The 21,109-nt window shown below is 66.5% G+C and carries 22 protein-coding genes; 4 read left to right on the top strand and 18 right to left on the bottom strand.

The features are described from left to right. Positions 1-5 precede the first annotated feature (5 nt). From AB431_RS01490 to fadD5, 14 genes are all read right to left on the bottom strand, one after another. The gene (locus tag AB431_RS01490; protein ID WP_047328453.1) at positions 6-710 is read right to left on the bottom strand and encodes a YoaK family protein; all 705 of its coding nucleotides are present in this window, start codon (positions 708-710) and stop codon (positions 6-8) included. Between the two features lie 21 nt (positions 711-731). Further along, on the bottom strand, positions 732-1,388 hold the full coding sequence (locus AB431_RS01485; protein WP_047328452.1) for a hypothetical protein: 657 nt from the start codon (positions 1,386-1,388) through the stop codon (positions 732-734). Further along, positions 1,355-1,912, bottom strand: coding sequence for a mammalian cell entry protein (locus AB431_RS01480; protein ID WP_047332962.1), 558 nt, complete (start codon positions 1,910-1,912; stop codon positions 1,355-1,357). The genes AB431_RS01485 and AB431_RS01480 overlap by 34 nt, the downstream gene beginning before the upstream one ends. Beyond that, the gene (locus tag AB431_RS01475; protein ID WP_052960146.1) at positions 1,909-2,904 is read right to left on the bottom strand and encodes an RDD family protein; all 996 of its coding nucleotides are present in this window, start codon (positions 2,902-2,904) and stop codon (positions 1,909-1,911) included. Before AB431_RS01475 ends, AB431_RS01480 begins: the two co-directional genes overlap by 4 nt. Beyond that, the gene (locus AB431_RS01470) at positions 2,901-3,587 is read right to left on the bottom strand and encodes a hypothetical protein (protein WP_047328451.1); all 687 of its coding nucleotides are present in this window, start codon (positions 3,585-3,587) and stop codon (positions 2,901-2,903) included. Before AB431_RS01470 ends, AB431_RS01475 begins: the two co-directional genes overlap by 4 nt. Further along, positions 3,557-5,107 carry a virulence factor Mce family protein gene (locus tag AB431_RS01465; RefSeq protein WP_047328450.1) on the bottom strand — a complete coding sequence of 517 codons (1,551 nt, stop codon included), beginning with the start codon at positions 5,105-5,107 and terminating at the stop codon, positions 3,557-3,559. The genes AB431_RS01470 and AB431_RS01465 overlap by 31 nt, the downstream gene beginning before the upstream one ends. A 14-nt stretch (positions 5,108-5,121) precedes the next feature. After that, on the bottom strand, positions 5,122-6,264 hold the full coding sequence (locus AB431_RS01460; protein ID WP_255353557.1) for a virulence factor Mce family protein: 1,143 nt from the start codon (positions 6,262-6,264) through the stop codon (positions 5,122-5,124). Between the two features lie 8 nt (positions 6,265-6,272). Next, positions 6,273-7,913 (bottom strand): virulence factor Mce family protein, encoded by a 1,641-nt coding sequence (locus tag AB431_RS01455; RefSeq protein ID WP_047328449.1) that lies wholly within the window; start codon positions 7,911-7,913, stop codon positions 6,273-6,275. Positions 7,914-7,916: 3 nt separating this feature from the next. Beyond that, a complete protein-coding gene (locus AB431_RS01450) occupies positions 7,917-9,470 on the bottom strand; it encodes a virulence factor Mce family protein (RefSeq protein ID WP_047328448.1) in 1,554 nt (517 codons plus the stop codon). After that, a complete protein-coding gene (locus tag AB431_RS01445) occupies positions 9,467-10,507 on the bottom strand; it encodes a virulence factor Mce family protein (RefSeq protein ID WP_047328447.1) in 1,041 nt (346 codons plus the stop codon). Before AB431_RS01445 ends, AB431_RS01450 begins: the two co-directional genes overlap by 4 nt. Further along, positions 10,504-11,715 carry an MCE family protein gene (locus tag AB431_RS01440; RefSeq protein WP_047328446.1) on the bottom strand — a complete coding sequence of 404 codons (1,212 nt, stop codon included), beginning with the start codon at positions 11,713-11,715 and terminating at the stop codon, positions 10,504-10,506. The genes AB431_RS01445 and AB431_RS01440 overlap by 4 nt, the downstream gene beginning before the upstream one ends. A 3-nt stretch (positions 11,716-11,718) precedes the next feature. Next, a complete protein-coding gene (locus AB431_RS01435; RefSeq protein WP_047328445.1) occupies positions 11,719-12,588 on the bottom strand; it encodes an ABC transporter permease in 870 nt (289 codons plus the stop codon). A gap of 1 nt (position 12,589) precedes the next feature. After that, positions 12,590-13,390, bottom strand: coding sequence for an ABC transporter permease (locus AB431_RS01430; protein WP_047332959.1), 801 nt, complete (start codon positions 13,388-13,390; stop codon positions 12,590-12,592). A gap of 230 nt (positions 13,391-13,620) precedes the next feature. Continuing rightward, on the bottom strand, positions 13,621-15,246 hold the full coding sequence (gene fadD5, locus AB431_RS01425) for a fatty-acid--CoA ligase FadD5 (RefSeq protein ID WP_047328444.1): 1,626 nt from the start codon (positions 15,244-15,246) through the stop codon (positions 13,621-13,623). Between the two features lie 169 nt (positions 15,247-15,415). Between fadD5 and AB431_RS01420 the strand changes: the two genes are divergently transcribed. Beyond that, a complete protein-coding gene (locus AB431_RS01420; protein ID WP_047328443.1) occupies positions 15,416-16,117 on the top strand; it encodes a GntR family transcriptional regulator in 702 nt (233 codons plus the stop codon). A gap of 75 nt (positions 16,118-16,192) precedes the next feature. Here the strand turns inward: AB431_RS01420 and AB431_RS01415 are convergent, their stop codons facing one another. Both AB431_RS01415 and AB431_RS01410 read right to left on the bottom strand, forming a co-directional pair. After that, positions 16,193-16,636, bottom strand: coding sequence for an SRPBCC family protein (locus AB431_RS01415; protein WP_047328442.1), 444 nt, complete (start codon positions 16,634-16,636; stop codon positions 16,193-16,195). Between the two features lie 19 nt (positions 16,637-16,655). Further along, on the bottom strand, positions 16,656-17,306 hold the full coding sequence (locus tag AB431_RS01410; RefSeq protein ID WP_047328441.1) for a TetR/AcrR family transcriptional regulator: 651 nt from the start codon (positions 17,304-17,306) through the stop codon (positions 16,656-16,658). Between the two features lie 133 nt (positions 17,307-17,439). Between AB431_RS01410 and AB431_RS30270 the strand changes: the two genes are divergently transcribed. From AB431_RS30270 to AB431_RS01400, 3 genes are read left to right on the top strand one after another with little or no spacing between them, the layout of a single operon-like run. Further along, positions 17,440-17,550, top strand: coding sequence for a hypothetical protein (locus tag AB431_RS30270; protein WP_005142555.1), 111 nt, complete (start codon positions 17,440-17,442; stop codon positions 17,548-17,550). 19 nt (positions 17,551-17,569) lie between these two features. Then, positions 17,570-18,718, top strand: coding sequence for a low temperature requirement protein A (locus tag AB431_RS01405; protein WP_162489406.1), 1,149 nt, complete (start codon positions 17,570-17,572; stop codon positions 18,716-18,718). Next, positions 18,715-19,182: a thioesterase family protein gene (locus tag AB431_RS01400; protein WP_235435798.1), complete on the top strand. Its 468-nt coding sequence runs from the start codon at positions 18,715-18,717 to the stop codon at positions 19,180-19,182. The genes AB431_RS01405 and AB431_RS01400 overlap by 4 nt, the downstream gene beginning before the upstream one ends. Before the next feature lie 44 nt (positions 19,183-19,226). Here the strand turns inward: AB431_RS01400 and AB431_RS01395 are convergent, their stop codons facing one another. Continuing rightward, positions 19,227-20,429 (bottom strand): sensor histidine kinase, encoded by a 1,203-nt coding sequence (locus AB431_RS01395; protein WP_082135510.1) that lies wholly within the window; start codon positions 20,427-20,429, stop codon positions 19,227-19,229. Continuing rightward, positions 20,422-21,066, bottom strand: coding sequence for a response regulator transcription factor (locus tag AB431_RS01390; RefSeq protein ID WP_047328439.1), 645 nt, complete (start codon positions 21,064-21,066; stop codon positions 20,422-20,424). Before AB431_RS01390 ends, AB431_RS01395 begins: the two co-directional genes overlap by 8 nt. Positions 21,067-21,109: the final 43 nt, after the last annotated feature.

The raw sequence follows: 21,109 nt of genomic DNA, 5'->3' as shown, positions 1-21,109 counted from the left end.
CGACTCTAGTGATCCGAATCCGGCGCCGTCACGGGTTGCGGGCCGTACCGGAAGACCGCCAGGCTGGCGGCCACCACAGCCGCAGCCAGTGCGATCACCGGGGCCACCATGAAGCGCGACATCGTCGCCCCGACCGTCGCGCCGGCGAGCATCGTCAAAACCACGCTGTAGCGCAGCTTTTCCCGCTGTCCGGTCCCGCCCGCGAGCCGGCTGTCGAACCCGATCCCCACCAGCGTCGTGGTCAACACCGTGGTGCTGAGTTCCTGGATGCCGAACTGACGGGCCGCGGCGTTCTGAAAACCGAACGCCACCGCCAGCCCGGCGATCAGGATCAGCTTGCCGTCGTCGTGGTACTGAAGGACACCGGTGCCGGCGAGCACGGCCAGCACCACCAGCAGCACCACCTCGGCGCCCAGCGCGGCGGTGAGCCACACCCGGACCGCCACCTCGTGGTCGAGGTGGCGGGCGAACCGCCCGCCGATGACCGTCCCGCTGAGGAAGAAGCCGAAGGCGACCACTGCGGCGGTCATGTCCACCCCGGAATGCGGCACGAACCAGAAGCCCAGGAAGATCACATTGCCGGTCATGTTCGCGACGAAGACGTGCCCGAGCATTAACACGCTGATCGCGTCGACCAGACCGGTGGCGAACGTCAGCAGCAGCAGCGCGACGACGGTCGAGCGTTCCGATACGGGCGAGGCGACGGCCATGGGCCAAGTATCGCCAATGAATTACAGCTTGGGCGTGAGGTCCAGCGACGTCACCGTCGTCATCTTGGTGACCAGCCAGTGCGACCCGTCGCGGGTCAGCTGCACGCGGTACGACAGGTACTTCGTCGCGGGAATGTCCTTGGTCAGGGGGCTCTTGGACGTGGTGTTGGTGTAGACGATCGCGGTGGCGTCCGAACCGCTCAGCGACTCGACCGCCGCGCCGACGACCTCGGTGCTGTTGGTGACCTTGGCCTGCTTGTTGGTCGGCACGATCGCGTCGACGTACTTGCGGTACTGGTCTTCGAAGTCCCCGGACAGGTACTTCGCCGACCGGTCCGGCAGCTTGTCCATGTCCTCGGGGGTGTAGGTCCACAGCGTCGTGATCGCCTCGGCGGCGGTGCGGGCGATCACGAGTTTGGTGTCCACGGTTGCCTGGTCCACCAGGTACGGCTGCACGGTGGCACCGGCAAAACCGCCTGCCGCGACGAACAGGGCCGCCGTCGTCCCGACTGCGAGCGCAGTCTTGTTGCGGCGCAACCAGTTCCGTCGCTTCGGTGCACCGGCGGCGGCCACCTCTTCGGACGGGGACCCGGCTTCGGAGGCGGTTTCGGTTGGCGCCGCGGCCTCCTCGGGTGCGGCGTCGGTCAGATCACCTGCAGCAGGTTGCTGATCTTCCACGGACCTCCTGCACCTCCTTCTTGGGTCGCGGTGACCACCCAGCGGCTACCGCTTTCGATGGTCTTGCCGTCGGGCATTCTGGTCTTCGTCGTGGCGGCCACGACCACGTCGGCGCTGCCGTCGCGGTTCCAGCGCTCGATGCCGACGGCCTGCACGGTCCCCGTCGTCGGCTCGGCGCGCGCCACCTGGATGACGACCTCATTCATCTTGTCCTGGTACAGCTTTGCGAACTGCCCGGTGCCCTGGGCCAGCACCTTGTCGGCGTAGTCGTTGGCGTGGAACGGGTCGATGGACGTGTAGTGGGTGACGAATCCGCGAACGAAGCTCAGCACCGCCACATCCCGGACGGCGTCGTGTCGCTGGGTTTCGCGTTTGACCAGAAGCAGCGCGCTGGCCGTGATCGCGGCGATGATCAACACGGCCGCGAGTGCGGCGGTCAACGGCAGCACCCAGCGGCGCGGCTGCTGCTCGGGCAACCGGAACAGGTCCTTGTCGTCGGCTTCGACCTTGCGGCGGGGACTCACTTCGGCTCCCCCGCAGGGTTGGGCTTGGCCAGCACCGAGAGGTTGGACACCTGCCACTGGCCGCTGGCGGACCGCTCGAAGCTCACCTGCAGGGTGGCGGTGATCAGCCGCTGCTTGGGTGCCTCGCCACGCTGCCCCTGCATGAGCAGCAGCATCTCCGCCCGATCCCGGGTGTTGGTCAGCACAGCGCTGTTGGTGACCCAGTAGTCGTTGTCGACGGGCCCGCTCTTGCGAACCGAATCCTGCTCTGCCACAAGCTTTTTCCGATAGCTGTCGGTGGCCAGATTACGGGCGCGGGCGAAGTCGCTGTCGATCGAGGCGACGTCGTAGCTCAGCATCTGGGTGACGATCTTTGGCCCCTCCACCGCCAGCTGCTGGCGGGCCTGCTCGACGGCACGTTCGGGCCGGTACACCCCGAAGTAGGCCAGGGCGGTGGCGCCTGCGGCCAGCACGGCGAGCCCCACCAGCAGCGCGCCGGCCAGCCGGCGCCGGTTGGGCAGCTCACCTTCGACGCGGTGGACTTCGGTGCGGGTGAGCAGGTCGGCAAAGGTCCGCCCGCGTGAATCCCACAACGGCCACAGCCAGCCGAGGAACACCGCGAGGGTGTCGAGCAGATGAGCCAGATCGCGGACCAGCAGCCGCCACGGACCCACCGCTGCGCCATCGCGGCCGACAACGGCGATCCCCGCCAGCGAGCGGCCCAGGGTCCACCCGGTGATCACCGGCAGCAGCAACCGGTTGACGGCCACCGCCAGGAAAACCGCTCCCGCCAGTGCGACCGCGACCCACCACAACCATCCGCGCAGCGGCGCGGTCCACGCCACCAGCAGGCAGGTGATCACCACGCCGACGCCGAAGAACACGTCGACGGTGAATGCACCGGCCCGTGCCGCCCAGCTGGCCGGCACCCCGGCGGCAGCCTGATGGGCGACCTCGGTGGCTTCGACTTCGGCCTCGGCGCCGGTGTCCGCTTCGGGGACCGTCACCGTCACTTGCTCACCTGGTCGAGGTTGGCGATCTTGTACGTGCCTCCCTCGGGCATCATCTTGACCCGCAATCGGTAGCCCTGTTCCTGGTCCTGGGCCTGGGTGTTGGACACCTTCACCCGCACCGCCACCAGGACGTCCATCGAACCGTCGTCGTTGTGGCGTTCGACGGCCGCGCGCATGTTGGAGACCTGGACCTGCACCTTGGCCGCCTGGTAGGCGTCGACCAGCAGCCCGCTGTACAGGCCGGCCTGAGCGGCGAAGTCGCCGGTCGCGCACTCGACGATCTTCTGCTGGCTGGCGGCCATCGCGTTGGCGTCCGGCGCCTGGGTGGCGGTCACGCAGTCCTTGGCCGCCGCCAGCGCGACGGTCTCGTTGCGGGCCACGGCGACGCTCTTCTCATGTGAGCGCAGCGCGAAGAACCCGCCGGTGGCAACGAGCAGGCTCGCGATCAGCAGAGCGGCCGCGACCACGCCAAGGCGGCGAGCGCTCAGCCGCGACCCGCGCACCGGAACGCCGTCGCCCGGTTCGGTCTCGTCGACCGCATCCAGATTCGCCGATTCCTTCGACTCGCCAGGTTCGGCGTCGTCGACCGACGGGGTGTGATTCGCCGTCTTTTGCGCCTCACTGCGTTCGGCGTCGTCGGCAGGCGGTGGGGTCAGCCGGCCGGGGCCAGCATCTCCTTCCATCCGTCGTCTCCTGTACTGCTCGAGTTCTTGACGTCGTATTTCACTCCGTCAGGACCAGTCAATTCCCCGCTTTGCGGGCTATAGACGGCCGTATTACGTGCCGCCGGAGTGTACGTGCAGGGGTTCGGTTGTTGGCCGTTGCACTGCACGGTGCCAGTCCCGGGTGGACTGAGCGGGTCACTCGTCGGTGGCGTCGGACCTGGCAACAGATCGGCCGGTAACGGGTTCATCCCGTTGTTGATCGACGGTGCCGGTATCACGGTACCGGGGTTGACCGGCTGGTCGCATCGAGCGCCCGGCGCCGGGCAGTTCAGCACCTGGTTGGGGTCGCCGTACCAGGGGTTGTTGCCCAGCGGGGTGTAGGGCTCGTTGCTGCGGCACTCCATCGGCGTCGCGGCCCGCTTGCCGGGCACGTCGACGCAGGGGAAGTTACGCGCACCACGGACCACGTTGGCCGGGGTGTCCTTCGGAATCTTGCAGTAGAGGTTGTTCTCCACCGGCATCGGCCGCAAGTCCGCCGGAGCACGCCACTGGCTGGCCGGCAGGAAGCCGGTCAGACACGGCGGCGGCTGGTTGATCGTCAGGCCGAAGTCCAGGGCGGCCTGACCCGGATAGGGCGATGCCACCGACTGGGCCACCGACGCACCCTGCGGGAGAAGCACCAGCGACTGCTCGACACCCTTGTGATAGCGCTTGAGCATGTCCAGCACGATCTCCAGGTTGGCCAGCGTCTGCGGCAGCGCCTCCCGCACATCGCTGAACACCGCGTTGACCGCATCGGCGGTCGGAGCGGCCTGGCTCAGACCATTGCGTAGCGCCTGATCCTGCGCGGCGGTCTGCGTCGTGATCGTGTCCAGGTTGGCCGCCCAGCGCTGAATCGCATCCGAGGAGTTGACCTGGCTGTCGATGATGGGCGCCGAATTCTGGATGATGTCGTTGACGTCGGCAATGTTGGTCTTGAAATCAGTCACGATCGCCTGCGTGCCGTCGACCAGCCGCTGCAGCGCCGGCCCCAAACCACCGACCGCCTGGGCGGTTTCGTTCAGCAGCACCGGAATCTTGTCGGCCGGCAGCGCCGCCAGACCCTTGTTGGCCGCATCGAGCGCCGGGCCGATCTCCTCCGGCACCGTCGACTTGGTGATCGTCTGCCCAGGGGAGAAGTACTGCCCGGGGTTGCCGTCGGACACCAAATCCAGGTACTGCTCGCCCACCGCGGACACCGAGTGCACATTGGCGGTGGCATCAGCGGGGATTTTGTACTTGTCACTGATGCTCATCGTCGCCCGGACACCGTTCTCGGTGGGCTCCACATCCGTGACGCGCCCGATCGTGATGCCCCGGTAGGTGACGTTGGCGGTCGCGTACAGGCCGCCCGAGGACGGCAGGTTCGCCTTCAGCTCGTACTGCCCGATGCCGGCCAGCGTCGGCAGCCGCAGGAAGTACCAGCCCAGCACCAGCAGGGCGATCACGGTCAGCACGCCGAACATGACGAGCTGCGTCTTGATGAAACGGGTCAACATCTAGCCGTCACCCCTCACTCGCCGCGCTCGACATACGGTCCCCCGTCGGTCATGTTCGGGTGAGGCGTGAACCGAACATCCGGGATCATCGTCTGCGGATCGCGACCCCATGCCTGCTCGAGGGCACGCAGCATTCCGGACACACCGGTACCGGTGAGGAACGCGTTGTCGATCGAGCTCAGCGTCAGGTCGAAGGTGGCCGACGTGTTGATGTAGTCACCACGAATTACCTTCGGGATGTTGTCGATCGGGTACGGAGCCGTGATGACCAGCTTCAGCGAGTCGATCAGGTAAGGCGCCGCCCGGCCGAGCTGCTTGAGCGGCCGCTGCAACAGCTCGAGGTTCGTATCGAAGTTGGCCCGCGCCTCCGAGAAGGTGTCGGCGGTGACCTTGCTGAACCGGCCGAGCGCCTCGACCGCACCGGTGAACCGGTCCCTGGCGTCCGCGAAATACTTGATCAGCGGCGGGAATTCGGTCAGCACCCGGTCCAGGGTGTTGTTGCGCGCGGCCACGATCGACAGCAGTTCGTTGGTCTTGTCGATCGCCCGGGTCAAGTCTTCACGCTGCTGATTGAGCTGGTCGGTGAACGTGTCCAGCTTGGTGAGGAAGTCGCGGATCTGTTCGCCGTTGCCGTCCAGAATGTTGGCGACTTCGGTCTGGATGACCTCCAGATTCGAGATGCCGCCGCCGCGCAGCACGGTGGCGATGCTGGCCAGGGTGCGCTCGGTGGTCGGGAACGACTGCGAGTTCTTCAGCGGAATCGTCGCGCCGTTGCGCAGCGGCTCCGACGACGGATTCGGCGGCGGATCCAACTCGACGTGCTGGGTGCCCAGCAGGCTGGTCTGCCCGATGCGCGCAATTGCGTTGGCGGGCAGCTTGACTCCGGGCTGCAGCGCGAGCGTCAGCGTCGGGATCCAGTTCTTCAGCTCGATGGCACGTACCGAACCTACGAAGACGTCGGCGACGCGGACCCGGCTGTTGACGTTGAGCGCCAACGTATCCGGCATCTGGACGTAGATCGTCATGGTGTCCTTGCCGGTGCCGGGACCGCCCGGCATGGGGACATTGGCGATACCGCGCCATCCGCACGACGTCAGGATCATCGCGGTCAGGACCAACACGAAACCACGCCAGCCGAACCGACGGGTGGTGCTCAGGAACGTGCTCACTGTCCACTCCCCATCTCAGCGGGCAGCGGCGGACCCGCGGGTGCGGCCGGTGCCGGCCCGGCGGGGGCCGGTCCCGGGGCGGTACCTCCGCCGTAGATCTGCTGCGAGACCGGCAACGGTCCCGGGACCACGTTCGGCCCCGGCGGCGGTGGCGGGATCGCTCCCGGATACCACGGCGGCGGCAGCGGATTCAGTTGGTCATAGGAGTTCGACGGCGCGCCACCCCTCGGACCACCCGGCGGGTAGTCGACCGGGTCGGGCCCGCCCATCAACGCCGCCAGCGAGTCCGGCGTCAGCATGTTGGCGGTGAATGCCTGGACGTCGACCCCCTGCATGCCCGGGGCCACGATCCAGCCCTGCTCGTGGTTGCCGTGGGAGAACAACGTGTCCCGCGACCAGATGCCCGGCACCGTCGTGTCCTTGTATCCGGGCGGCGGCCGCAGCCGTTCCTCGGAGTAGGCCACGTACTTCGGCAGCGTCTCGGCGGTCGAGAACTGGTTGACGCCGAACGGCGGGAAGTTGAACTTGATCGCATCCATGATCGGCGCCAGGTACTGCGCGCACATCTCGGCCGAATCCTGGTAGCCCAGCCGGCTGCCGGACTGGATCGCGCTGCAGATGAACTGCATCGGGTTCGCGAAGCTCGCGATCGTCGGAATGGCCACCAGCGCACCGTGAGTGGGGTGGTAGATGTTCTGCAGGTTGGCGGCCAGGGTCGGGTATACGTGCAACACCGTCTCCAGGCCGTTGCGCGACTCCGGCTGCAGGATCGCGGTGGTGACGTCGGCGAGGTTGTTGATGTCCTTGCTAAGCAGCGAGCCGTTGTCGTTCACGAACTTGCGCGCGGTGGTCAGCAGGCTGTCGATGTCCTTGACCGCCTTGGCCACTTCCTGATCGGAGTTGCTGAACGAGTTCGTAAACGTGGCCAGGTCGCTGTTGAGCGCCACGAGTTGTTGGTCGCTCTTGTGCAGCGCGTTGACGAACAGCGCCAGGCTCTTGAGGACGGCGAAGAAATCACCGCGGCCCTCATTGAGTGCGGTCACCGCGTCGGACAGCGCCTTGAACGTGGTGTTGATCTGCTGACCCTTGCCCTCCAGCCCGTTGGCGAAGGATTCCAGCACATCACCGAACGGGCCCTTGGGTTGTTCGGGCGTGGGGCCGAGCTTGGTGACGATGTCGGAGATCTGGTTGCGCAGATCGTCCCATTCCACCGGCACCTGGGTGCGATCGATCGGGATGACGGCGTTGTCGGCCATCACCGGACCGCCGGTGTAGGCCGGCGCGAGCTGGATCACGCGGGAGGCGACCAGGCTCGGGTTGAGGATCGTCGCCGTCGCGTTGGCGGGCACCTTGTATTTGTTGTCGTAGTGGAAGGTGACCTTCATCTTGTCGCCGGCAGGTTCGATCTTGTCGATACCGCCGACCCGCACGCCCATGATCTGCACGCGGTCGCCGGGATACAGCGCCAGTGCTTCGGGGAAGTAGGCCACCGCCGTGTTGGTGGTCAGCTTCTCGTACAGCTTGTAGCCGACCACCGCGACGACAAGTGCGATCACCACCACGAGGGTGCCGACGACGACCGACGTCCGAGACATCTTGGGCAGACCCAGGTTACGAATGTTGAAGACCGTTGACATCGCTTACGCTCCCCCTCCCTGATCGACGGGTGCCAGGTCACCGACCGGCGGCACTTGCGGTCCCGGTCCCGGCGGCGGGATCGGTCCGATCAGTGCGTTCGGCGGCGGGGCGTATCCGGGGATGTCGGTGGCCGGTCCCGGTGTCGGGGCGACCGGCACCGTGCGTGCCCCGGGCGGGCCGGGAGCCAGCGGCGCGGCGGGCGCACCTTGGATCGCCGGCGAGAGTTCACCGGGGTAGGCGGCGCTGGGGACGCCCGGGCGGTAGCCCGCGTCCGGGTTGGGCGCCGAGATCGGCACGTCCGCCGGCGGGTAGCCACCCGGTACCGGCCCGAAGGGCAGGTTGGTCAGCCCGGCGCACGGCAGCGGGTTGCCGGTGGTCGGGATGCCGTCCGGGGGCGGGGTGTACGAGCAGGGCGAGCCCGGGCCGACCGCAGGACCGGGATGGTCCGGCGTACCTTCCAGCGGGATGGGTGCCGGCGGCGGTGCACCGTTGGGCTGACGCTGGCCGTTGGGATCCGGGAACCGGAATGCCGGCAGACCGGCGTTACGCCAGAACTCCTCGGGGTCGATGCCACGCTTCTTGAACGCGGCGTCCACCCATGGCTGCAGGATCTGGTACGGCAGCAGGTTGACCACCAGCACCTTGAAGTAGGGACCGGAGCCGATCGCCTCGGCCAGCGCACCCATGAACTTCGAGGCCGTGATCAACACGTCGGACAGATCGGTCTTGTGCTTGACGAGCACGTCGCTGATCGTCTTCAGCTGATCCAGAACGTGATTGAGGTTCGGGTTGTCATTGACGAAGCCGGTGAACTGCTCGGAGATCAACGAGATGTTGGACAGCAGCGCATCGACCTCGGACCGGCGCTCGTTGACCGCGGACAGCAGCGTCTGGGCATTCACCGCCAGGCGGTTGATCTGCTCACTGCGATTGCCCAGCACAGCGGCGACCTTGTTGGCGTTGGCCAGCAGTTGCTTGAACTGTTCGTCGCGCTTGCCGATGGTGTCGGAGAACCGGGCCACCCCGTCCAGCGCCGCGCTCAGGTGCGGGTAGGTCTGGTCGACGGTCTCGGACAACACATTCAGCGATCGCTTGACGGTGTCGATATCCCACCCGGCGGCGGCCTTCGTCACGTCGAACACCGCGTCGTAGATCTGATACGGCGTGGTGGTCTGTCCTACCGGCAGCACACCGCTCGCCTGCAGCATCTTGCCGCCGCGAGGCTCGATCTCCAGCACACGCTTGCCCAGGATCGTCTCGGTACGGATGGCCAGCCGACTCTCGGTGCCAATCTGCCTGGCGCCCAAGTTGAATCCGATCAGCACCTTGTCGCCGTCGATCTTCAGCGACTTCACTTCTCCGACATCCATACCTGCGATGCGGACCTTGTCACCGGGATTGAGGCCGGCGCTGTCGGTGAACTGGCCGTAGTAGGCGGGCTGGGCGAACAACTGCGGAATGCCGGAGAAGCTCTGCCCCACCCCGATCACCAAGATGACGATCAGGATGCCTGCCAGGCCGTTCCTGATGCGGTTGGAACCCTCTAGCGTCCTCATTGCGGCGTGCACCTACCCGTGGGCTGCTGAGTGATCTTCACGGTGCGTACCGGGCCACCCGGCTGCAGGCCGTTGAGCTTCAGGTTGATATCGCACAGGTAGAAGTTGAAGAAGTCGCCGTAGATGCCACCGGCGCGACCGATCATCTTCACGGCCGCAGGCAACTTCGTCAGCAGGTCATCCAAGCGGTCCTGCTGGTCGGCCAGCGGCTGCTGAATGGTCTCCAGCTTGGCGATGGTGTTCTGCAACTGCGGGCGGTCGTCGGCCAGCAGATCTCCCAACGTCCCTGTCGCATTGCTGATATCGGCGGTGGACTGGGCCAGCGGGTCGGCGCGGTTCTTCAGACCGGTGATGAGCACCTCGAAGTTGTTGACCGTCTGGTCGAAGTCCTTCTCGTGCTTGACCGTGGTGTCCAGCACGGTGTTCAGGTTGGTGATCACCTCACCGATGGCCTGGTCGCGATCGGCCAGCGCGGAGGTCAGCGAAGCGGTCTGATCCAGGATGTCATTGATGGTGCCGCCCTGCCCCTGGAAGACGGTGATCAACGAGGAGGCGATGGTGTTGACCTTCTGCGGATCCAGCGCCTTGAACAGCGGCTTGAATCCGCCGATGAGTGCGTCGAGATCCAGCGCGGGCTGGGTGCGCGACATCGGAATGAAGCCGCCCGCGGGCAGGATCCGGTCGGCGCCCTCACCGGTGCCGCGGTCGAGATTGACATAGCGGTTGCCGATCAGATCCTGGTAGCGGATCTGGGCGGTGGTCGACTGATACAGCGGCAACGTGCGGTCGACGTTGAGCGTCACCTGCACCCGGTCGCCGTTGCCGATGAGCTTGATGTCGGACACCTTGCCGACCTCGACACCGCCGGCGCGGACGAACTGGCCGTCACGCAAACCGCTCGCATTGCTGAATTCGGCTGTGTACGCGGTGGTTCGGTCGAAGCGGAACTGCCCGAACACGATGATGATGATCGCCGTGAAGAGCAGCAGCACGAACGAGAATGCCGCGAGTTTGACTGCTGTGCCAGTGATTCTCATGGGTTGATCGTGTTCTCCCCGACTTGGCGACCCCACACGTACTCGGTGAGGAGGGGCTGGCCGAGCTCGAAGTGGTTGTACGGGGCGATGGAGGCACCGTCGTCGACCACCATGTGCGGTGCCGGCCAGAAGTTGCGATCGACCTTCTGCCAGCAACCCGGCGCACCGCCGGGTCCGCCGTGCCCGTTGACTCTGGGCAGGTTGTCCGGATAGACGTACGGGTTCGGCGCGCCGAGGAACTCGGTGACGGTGTTCAGCGAGTATCCGTTGCCGCCGAACGCGTCGAGCGCGGATGGGAGGGCTTCTGCTTCACCCTTGATCTGGCAGTAGAGCTGGGGGCTGTAGGTGTCGAGCAGTTGCGCGGTCGGCACCAGGTCAGCCTGGCCACGCACGAAGTACGGACCGCCGCGCTCGAAGATGTCCGCGCCGGTGTTGGCGAACCCGGTGGAGGCCAGCAGCGCGGCGTCCAAGTCCTTCTGCTGCTCGTTCAGCGTGCGCGCGGTGGTGACCGCGTGATCGAGGAAGTCCCAGAACTCCGGGCTGGCCTTGACGTAGACGTCGGCCAGAATCGACAGCTGCCGGATGTCCGAGCGGATCTGCGGCATCTGCGGATTGACGTCGTCGAGGACCGCGTTACCTTTCACGATCGACTGACCGAACTTGGTGCCCAGGCCGCTCAGCGCTTCCGCGGCCGCGCTCAGTGTCATGTTCAGTTTGACCGGATCGACCTTCTCCGAGATCGAGATCACGGTCTCGAACAGAGTGTTGAACTCGGTGGTGACCCCGGTTGTCTTGATGACGTCATTGCTGGAAATCCGAGTCTTGACCGGATCCTTCGGACTGGTGAACGACACGTACTTGTTGCCGAAGACGGTGCTGGCCTTGATCTGGGCGTCGACGTTGGCCGGAATCAGCGAGATGTAGTGCGGCACAACCTCAAGCGTCAGCTCGGCCGCCGTCTTACCGCCGCGGTCCACCGCGGAAACCTTGGTGACACGGCCGATCTCGACCCCGTTGTAGGTGACCTTCGAGCCCGGGTCCATCACCAGGCCGGCGCGATCGGAGACCATCGTGAGTGTGGTCTTGCGCGTGAGGTCGCCGCGGAACTGGAGGTAGACCAGTGTGGCCAGCACGATGGCCAGCAACAGAAACACCACACCCGCCAACTTGAGAGGCGGGCGCCGGGATGAGTTGAGCGGCGTCGTCATCCGCTACACCGTGAGGTTGAAGTTCGGGTTGGTGCCGTAAAGCGCCAACGAGGCAAGGAGAACCACGGTCGCGACGGCGACCAGCGATGCGCGCATCGAGATGCCGACAGCCTCGCCCACACCGACCGGACCGCCGCTGGCGTTGTAGCCGAAGTAGCAGTGGTTGATCATCACGAACATCGCGATGATGATCGCCACGACGAACGACCAGAACACGTCGTCGGGTCGCAGGAACGTCCGGAAGTAGTGGTCGTAGGTACCCGTTGACTGGCCGTAGAACACCGTCGTGGTCAGCTGCGCCGCCAGGAACGACAGCAGCAGCGCCATCGCGTACAGCGGAATGATCACGACCATGCCGGCGAGGATCCGCGTCGACACCAGGTAGCTGATGGACTTGATGCCCATCACCTCGAGTGCGTCGATCTCCTCGGCGATGCGCATGGCGCCCAGCTCGGCGGTGGCACCGGCACCGACCGTCGCGGCCAATGCGTGCCCGGAGACCAGGGGCGCGACGACGCGGACGTTCACCAGCGCCGCGACGAAGCCGGTGAAAGCCTCGACACCGATGTTGCCCAGCGAGGCGTAGCCCTGAATCGCGATCAGCGAGCCGCCGGACAGCGTCACGAAACCGACGATCGCGATGGTGCCGCCGATGACCGCCATTGCGCCGGTGCCCATCCCGATCTCAGCGATCAACCGCAGGGTGGCGCGGCGGTAGTACCGCAGCGCGTGCGGGATCTGGCCGACGGCGGTGACGGTGAACCAGGCCACGTCGCCGACCCGGTCGACGAACCGGCTGGGGGCCCCGGCCCACTTCGTGGCGCTGGAATACGCGCGGGGATACCGGGAGCGAAGGACTGCTGCAGTACTCATGTCAGTGCCCCGTTCCGAACTTGACGCCGATCGTCGTCAGGACGACGTTGACGGCGAACAATGCGACCACGGACAGCACCAGCGTTTCGTTCACCGCCGTGCCGAGGCCCTTGGCGCCGCCGGACACCGTCAGGCCGCGGTAGCAGCCGACCAGGCCGGCGATGAGTCCGAAGGTCAGCGCTTTGACGATCGAGATGACGACCTCCGGCAGGCCGGTGATCAACGTGAGGGTGGAGACGTAGGCGCCTGCGGAGATGTTCTGCATGTAGACACCGAAGATGAAGCCGCCGACCAGGCCGACCGTGATCACCGCGCCGTTGAGCAGGACGGCGACGAACGTCGCCGCGACCACGCGGGGCAGGACCAGTCGGTGGATCGGATCGATACCGAGAACCTCGAGAGCGTCGATCTCCTCGCGGATGGTGCGCGCGCCGAGGTCGGCACAGATGGCCGTCGACCCGGCGCCGGCGACGACGAGCACCGTCACGATCGGACCGAGCTGGGTCACCGCCGCCAGTGCGGCACCGGCCCCGGAGACGTCAGCCGCGCCGAACTCCACCAGCAGGATGTTGATCGTGAAGATGATCAAGATGGTGTTGGGGACCGCCACCGCGATCGTGGGCAGGAAGGTCACCCGGAACTGGAACCAGCCCTGAAGGATGAACTCGCGCCACTCGAAAGGCCATTTGGTCGTCGCCTTGGCGGTGAGCACGCACATGCGGAAGAAGCCGCCGATGGCGGTGAGAGCCGGGCGGGCCTTGTCCTGGAGGTAAGCGCCGACGCCGGTGGTCGCGGTCGTCACCGGGTCACCCACGTGACGGGACCACGTCGGTCGTCGCTCAACGGCAGTCCGACTGGCACATACCCTCCTTGCCCCGACCCGCAGTGAGTGAGTGTCGTCTCCCTACTAGTGAGTAGTAAGACGGACCACAGGAATGTACCCGATGCCTGACGGGCCGTGCACCGCATCTGCACTATTGACCCTCCATCCCCACTACTCGAATTTTGTCGCATCCGTAAGACTTTCGGCCGTCAGCCGGGATCCGCTGCATCAGAACCGGTTTCATCCACGGAGTCGGTTCCGGCGCTGCCGCCGAAACGAATCCGCAATTCGGTCTTGAGCACCTTCCCGGCGGGGTTGCGCGGCAGCGCGTCGACGATCTCGAGCCCCTTGGGGTGCTTGTAGCGGGCCAAACGTTCGGTCAGGAAGTCGTCGAGCTCTTCCAGCCGGAGCTCGGCCGCGGAAATCGCGGCGACCGCCACCGGCACCTCGCCCCACTTCGGGTGGGCGCGACCGATGACCGCCACCTCGACGATCGTCGGGTGCGCGGCCAGCACGTTCTCGACCTCGGCGCAGTAGATGTTCTCCCCACCGGAGATGATCATGTCCTTCTTCCGGTCGACCACCCAGATGTAGCCGTCGGAATCCGCCCGCACCAGATCGCCGGAATGGAACCAGCCGCCGGCGAAGGCCTCGGCGGTGGCTTGCGGGTTGTTCCAGTAGCCGGCCATGAGAGTTGGTGCGCGATAGACGATTTCGCCAACCTCACCGACCGGGACGTCGTTCATGTCCTCATCAACAACGCGAGCCGCGACGGTCGGGATGACCTTGCCGACCGACCCGCGCTTACGGATCGCGTCGTCGCCGAGGAGCATGCACGTCACCGGAGACATCTCGGTCTGGCCGAACGCCGCGAGGATCTTGCTGTCCGGGAACGTCTCCGACATCTCGCGCAGCAGCGTGTCCGACGCCGGGGCGGCACCCCACGACAGCGCCCGCAGCCGGATGTCGCGCGGCTTGGCCTTCTGCGCCGCGCAGACGGCCTGCCACTGCGCGGGCACCAGGAAGATGCCGGTGACCTTCTCCGCCTCGAGCACGTCGAGCAACTGGCCCGGGTCGAATCCGCCGAGCGGGTGGATGACCGTCGGGGTGCCGAGCATCAGGCCACCAAGGGTGTTGCCGATGCCGGCGATGTGGAACAGCGGAACCCCGATGAACCCGACGTCGGAGTTGATGTCGGGGCCGGTGGTGTACATCCCGGTCATCGCCTGACCGGCCAGGTTGGTATGGGTCAACACCGCGCCCTTGGGCCGACCGGTCGTGCCCGAGGTGTACATGATCAGCGCCGGGCTGTCGTTGGGGATGTCCACCGGCTGGTGCGATTCACCCTCCTCGACGATCAGGTCCTCGTAGCCGAGCACCCCGTCGTCGGTTGCACCGCCGGCGACGATCACCGTGGACAGCGCGGACGCGAGATCGCGCACGGCCTTGGCGACGTCGGCCAGCACCGTCTCGGTGACCAGCACCGCAGCCTCGCAATCCTGGACCAGGAATGCCAGCTCCGGCGGCGTCAGCCGGAAGTTCACCGGCACCGCGATCGCCCCGAGTTTATTGGCGGCCAGCGTCGCCTCGATGAACTCGGGCCGGTTCAGCATCAGGATCATCACCCGGTCGCCGAACTTCACGCCCCGGCGGCTCAACGCATCGGCGAGCTTGGTCACCCGGTGGTCGAACTGTGCCCACGTCGTCGTCCGGCCCATGAACCGCAACGCGGTGGCGTCGGGCTGCATGAGCGCATGCCGCGCCAACTGATTCGTCCAGTTCTGGCGGCGCGCCAGATATGGCTGCTCGGTCGTCGCGGTCAGCTGACTGGTCACTGGTCTTCGTTGCCTCTCAACAGTTCCGATAGTCGACAGTTCCTATGTCGTAAAGGATGCGTGAACCCGGTGGCTGGAGAACGCAGAAATCGTTATATTTGATCAAATCTGTTGTTGCTTGGGTCACACTATTGCGTCAGCGCTCGCCACACAAGTCCTCGGAGGTCACGTGAACGCACCGGCTTCCGCACGGGTTGGCAACCGCCGGGGAAGCCGTCGCGCCCAGCTGTCTGACGAGGTCGCGGGGCACCTTCGCGAAGCGATCATGACCGGGGTATTGAGGCCCGGGACGTTCATCCGGCTCGATGAGACGGCCGCCCGGCTCGGGGTCAGCATAACCCCGGTGCGGGAGGCTCTGCTGACCCTGCGCGGCGAGGGCATGGTGGCTCTCGAGCCGCGGCGCGGCTACGTGGTGCAGCCCCTGAGCCGTCAGGACGTCGCCGACATCTACTGGCTGCAGGCCACCATCGCCAGGGAGCTCGTGAGCAGCGCAGCCGATCGCCTGACCGACGAGCAGATCGATGAGCTCGAACGCGCCAACGACGCGTTGGCGGCGGCGGTGTCCGAGGGCGATCCGGCCACCGTCGGTGCTGCCGAGTTCGCCTTTCACCGGCTGCTCAATCGCGGCGCGGGCCGGATCAAGCTGGCGTGGTTCCTACTTCACGCCGCGCGATACATGCCGCCGCAGATCTACGTCACCGACCCGTCCTGGGGCGAAGCAGCGGTCGACACCCATCGCCGGCTGATCGAGGCGCTGCGACGGCGCGACAAGCCCACTCTCATCGAGCTGTCCGCCGCGGAGTTCAGCGACGGCGTGGACCGGCTGATGGACCAGCTGGAGCGCAACGGTATGTGGCGCCACGCGCGTTGACCGCGAGCAGACACAAACTCCCGCAATTTCCACCAAATTCGTGCGAGTTTGTGTCTGCTCGCGGAGGAAATCCCGTCAGCTGGTGGCGCTGAGCTGCTCGGCGCGGGCCTTCAGATTGTTGGCCAGGTGCTCGAGCACGTCATTGATCAGCTTCTTGACCATCACGGCCGGCACCGGCAGTGACACCTCGACGTCCAGGTCCACCGTCAGCAGGCTCGAGGGCCCCATCGCGACCACCGAGAACAGCTGGTCCTGTTTGGTGAACACCTCGCCCTGCTGCAGCACGGTCTGGATCTGGCCCTCGCCGGGGTAGTACACCGCCTGGATGAAGGTGCCCGACTGTCCCTGGATCTCCATGTCGAGCCGCAGCTGACTGGGCCGGCCGTCGTCATAGCGCGCCAGCACATAGACGGCCTTGGCCTCGGGATTCCAATCCGGATAGGCCTCGAAGTCGGCGACTATCCGCAGGATCGTGTCGGCATCGGCGTTGACCTCGACGGTCTTACTGACGAGCGGCATCGGCCGAGTCTAACGATGGTCAGACGTTGGCCTTCTCGGTGCTCGTCTCCGGTCCCAGCGGGGACTCCACCCGCACGCTGTCTTCGCGAATCAGGCCACGTAGCAACGCGGTACTGAACTCGGCGGCGATCTCCTTGGCGGTGCGCCGACCGTCCGGGCGCAGCCAGCGGTAGGCGCCCAGCGTCATACCGATGTAGCCCAGGGCCACCACGTGGGTGTCGCACTCGAAGAACTCGCCGCTGGCGATGCCCCGGCCGATCAGTCCGTGCACGTGCTCGTAGACCTGGGTTTCCTTCTCCCGGACCTCGGCGACCTGCTCGTCGGTGAACCACTCGGTGATGTAGGGCGCCTCCTGGAAGTACACCGCCGCGCCCTCGGGGTTCTCGGCGATGTTCGTCAGCAGCCGGACGGTGTACTGGTAGAGCGCCTCGCGGGCGGTCCAGGACGGGTCGTCGTGCACGGCCTCCAGGGTGTTCTCCGCCGCCCGGCGATAGATGTCGAACAGGATCAGCGACTTGCTGGCGTAGTAGTGATAGACCGTGGCCTTGTTCAGACCGACGACATCAGCGACGTCATCCATCCTGGTGCCGTGATAGCCCCGCGCGGCGAAGAGCTTCGTGGCGACGGCCAGCAGCTCTTCGCGCCGGGTCATCCCGTTCTCGGCTGGCATGATGTCCTCGCTTGTGTACGCCGACAGCGTCGGCTCTCAATCAACTAGTTGGATAGTTTAATGACCGGTGTCGCGGCAGGGGCCCGCGGACTAGACTCCGGGTTTGTCGGGGTGACGCTGGGAGGTGCGAGGGATGGATCCGAATCCGGACTACGACGCGAGCGACGAGGTCGAGTACTTCTTCAGCTGGCTGCCCTGGGCGCTGCGCGGCGTGTACCCACCGCCCGCCTACCCGCCGGTTTAACCCCGCCTGAACCACCCCTTTGCCGGCCGGCCTGCGGGCGATGCTCGCCCGCGACCCCGATGAACCGCACCGCGCGGCAAGCTCCCTGGAGCTTCTCTTCGACCTTGTTTTCGTGGTCGCCGTCTCCCAGACTTCCGGTGCGCTGCACCACCTCTGGGAGGAGCAGCATTTCGCCGCCGGGTTGGCGTCCTACGCGATGGTGTTCTTCGCGATCTTCAACGCCTGGATCAACTTCACCTGGTTCGCCAGCGCATACGACACCGACGACTGGCTCTACCGGCTGACCGCGTTCGTCCAGATGGCCGGGGCCCTGGTGATCGCCGCCGGGGCGCAGAGCGCGATGCTGGCTAACGACTTCGGGGCCATCGTCGCGGGTTACGTGATCATGCGGGTGGCCACCGCCGCCCAGTGGATCCGCGCGGCGGTCAGCGATCACGAGTATCGCGGCACGAGCGTGCGATACGCGGTCGGCATCGTCGTCGTGCAGGTGCTGTGGGTGTCCTGGTACTTCCTCGACGGCCCGGTGTGGTTGTTCCCGGCACTGGCGGTCGTGGACCTGTCCGTCTCGCCGATCGCCGAGCGACACCGGGCGACGGCCTACCACCACCATCACATCGCCGAGCGGTACGGCTTGTTCACCCTGATCGTTCTCGGGGAATCGATTCTGGCAGCGGCCAATTCGATCATCGGCGGGTTGTCGAACGACGACGCCCGACTGGGCCTGATAGCGGTAGCCGCCTGCTCATTGGCGATTGTGGCGTCGATGTGGTGGATCTATTTCGATCGCCCGCAGCACCATCAGACGACGACGGTGCGACGCTCATTCTTCTGGGGCTACCTGCACTACTTCATCTTCGCCTCGGCCGCCGCGTTCTCGGCCGGCCTCGAGGTCGTCGTCGCCGAGCATCTCGGCGAAGGCCACCTGCCGCACACGGCGGCCGGCCTGACGCTGACCGTTCCGCTGGCGGTATTCCTCCTGGCGACCTGGCTGGTGCTCGACGCGGGGCGCCGCGACGTCACCCAGAGCGTCGGCGTGGTGGTCCTCACCGTGGCGATGGTGGGTGCTGCACTGCTGCCCGAGCCGACGCTCGGCGCGGCCGTGATCATGGTCGCCGCGGCGGCGCTCGTCAGCTGGCGGCACGCGGCCGATAAGCTTCCCGCCTTGTGAGCGACTGGACAACGACGGCGGCGCGTCCGCACGAGATGCGGCTGAAGCTGGACACCTACCCCGTCATCGACGCCATCGGAGCGCGCTACGGCGATATGGACTCCAACGCCCACCTCAACAACCTGGCACTCGAAGCGCTGCACGAGAACGCGCGGGCAACCATGAACCGCAGCCTGTTTCCCGACATCTACGACGTGACCACCCGCCGGCTGCGCCTGGTCACCTCGCAGAACGCCGTGCACTTCCTCGCCGAGGTGCACTGGCCGGGGACCATCGCGACCGGCGCCGGGGTCGGCCGGATCGGGCGCACCTCGTTCGTGGCATCGACCGGGCTGTTCGTCGAGAACACCTGTGTCGGCGTCTGCGACACCGTGCTGGTGCTCCTCGGCGACGACGGTCCGGTACCGATTCCCGACGACGCGCTGGCGGCGCTGGAGACCGTGCGGCTGAAGTCGCCGGATTAAAGAGCCTGGCGCTGAAGCGCTTTGAGCCCCTCGACGCCCCTCCACTACGTGGAATCAGCGCTTTCTGGAACCGTCACGACAGCGGTGGTGCCGCCGCCGTCCGTGCCGATCAGCCGCACCGACCCGCCCATCGCTTCCACACCGACCACCAGTGAGGACAGCCCGATGTGGCCCTCGGCCACCTTCTCGTTGAGCACAGCGGGATCAAAGCCCACCCCGTTGTCGATCACTCGCAGGACCAACACACCATCCGGATCGTCGAGCTCGACGCGAAGCCGGGTGGCCCGAGAGTGCTTGTGCGCGTTGGCCAACAGCTCGCGCGCGGCGCGGTAGAGCAGGGCTTGTGAGGCCGGCTTGCCGACTTCGGCGACCGCACAGTCGATGGTGACGTTCCAGCGCCGCTCGTACTGGCCGACCAGCTCTCGCAGTGCCGCGCCGAGGCCGACCTGAGCCAGCACCTGGGGATGCAGCGTCGAGACGGCACTGCGCAACATGGTGACGGCGTCCTGCAGGGCGGCGTCGACCCGCTCGAATCCCTCCGCGGAGGGTTGGTCGCGCAGGTCCTCCAGATCCAGACGGGCGGCCAGCAGGTTCTGCAGCGGTCCGTCGTGCAGTTGTTCGGACAGCTGCCGATTGTGGCGCTCGTCGGCCTGCATCGACTCCGAGACCAGCCGGCGCCGCACCTCGAGCAGTGCCCGCACCCGGGCACGCCGGCGGGCCAGCACCAGGCACAGCGCGGTGGTGGCCAGTGCCAGCCAGGCCAGGCAGCCCACCTGGACGTAGACGACGTTGGGCAGGCCCATGGTGTCGTCACGCTTGGAGTAGACGATCCAGGCGATCAGGTAGCCGACCGCCGTGCTGGCGCCGATCAGCGCGGTGATCTCCGGGCGGTCCAGGAAGGCGACGGTGATCGGGATCAGGAAGAAGATCGGCAGCAGCCAGCTCGTCGCGCCGCCGGAAGCCACACACATGGCCAGCACAGCCACCACGTCGATGGCGGTCGACGCCCAGCCGAACCACCACCGCAGCGGCCTGCGTAGCACGACCGTCAGCCAGATCGCGGCGGTGGCCGTATAGACGATCAGCACCGACCAGTAGACCTCCGGCAGCCAATGGTCGACGCCCTCGATCCACACCAGTAGCCCGATCAGAACGATCAGCGGCAGCCGCAGGACGGCCGCGACGCGGACCGGCTCGGTGCCCAGGAAATCGGCCGCGCGGCTCAGCGGGGCCGGCAGGTTACTCAAGCAGTCCCCGCCGCATCGCCTCGGCGACCGCTGCGGCCCGGTCGCCGACACCCAGCTTCTCGTACAGCCGCTGCACGTGGGTCTTGACCGTCGACGGCGCCAGGAAGAGCGCCTCGGCGATCGCCGGGATGCTGCGTCCGCCCGCGATCATGCCGAGCACCTCGCGTTCCCGTGAACTCAGCGCCGGGCCGGAAGGTTCTGCGCGACGGCGGATTTCGACGGCCAGCCCGGATGCCAATCGGGGCGCCAACACGTCACGGCCTTTAGCGCAGTCCAGCACCGCGTTGACGATCTCGGACCGGCTGGAGTCCTTCGGCAGATAGCCGGCCGCGCCCTGCTGCAGTGCGTGATAGACGATCTCGGCGTCGTCATGCGCGGAGACCAGCAGCACCCGGGTCGACAACTCGTCGCGACGCACGGCGGCGGCCACCTCGGCGCCGTCCATCCCGGGCATCCGGTAGTCCAGCAACGCGACGTCGGGGGCGTGCTCCTTGATCGCCGCCAGCGCCGACGAACCGTCCTCGGCTTCGGCGACCACCTCGACCTCACCGCTGCCGGACAGGGCCCGAACCAGACCGTCGCGGAACAGCGGGTGGTCGTCGCCGACGACGACGCGCACCTTTCGGTTATCGGGCATGCCAGGAGCTTTCCACAGGGGTCCGCCGATCGGGGGACAAACA

This window comes from Mycobacterium sp. EPa45 (assembly GCF_001021385.1).
Taxonomy (GTDB): domain Bacteria; phylum Actinomycetota; class Actinomycetes; order Mycobacteriales; family Mycobacteriaceae; genus Mycobacterium.
This window is presented reverse-complemented; position numbering and strand designations above follow the sequence as displayed.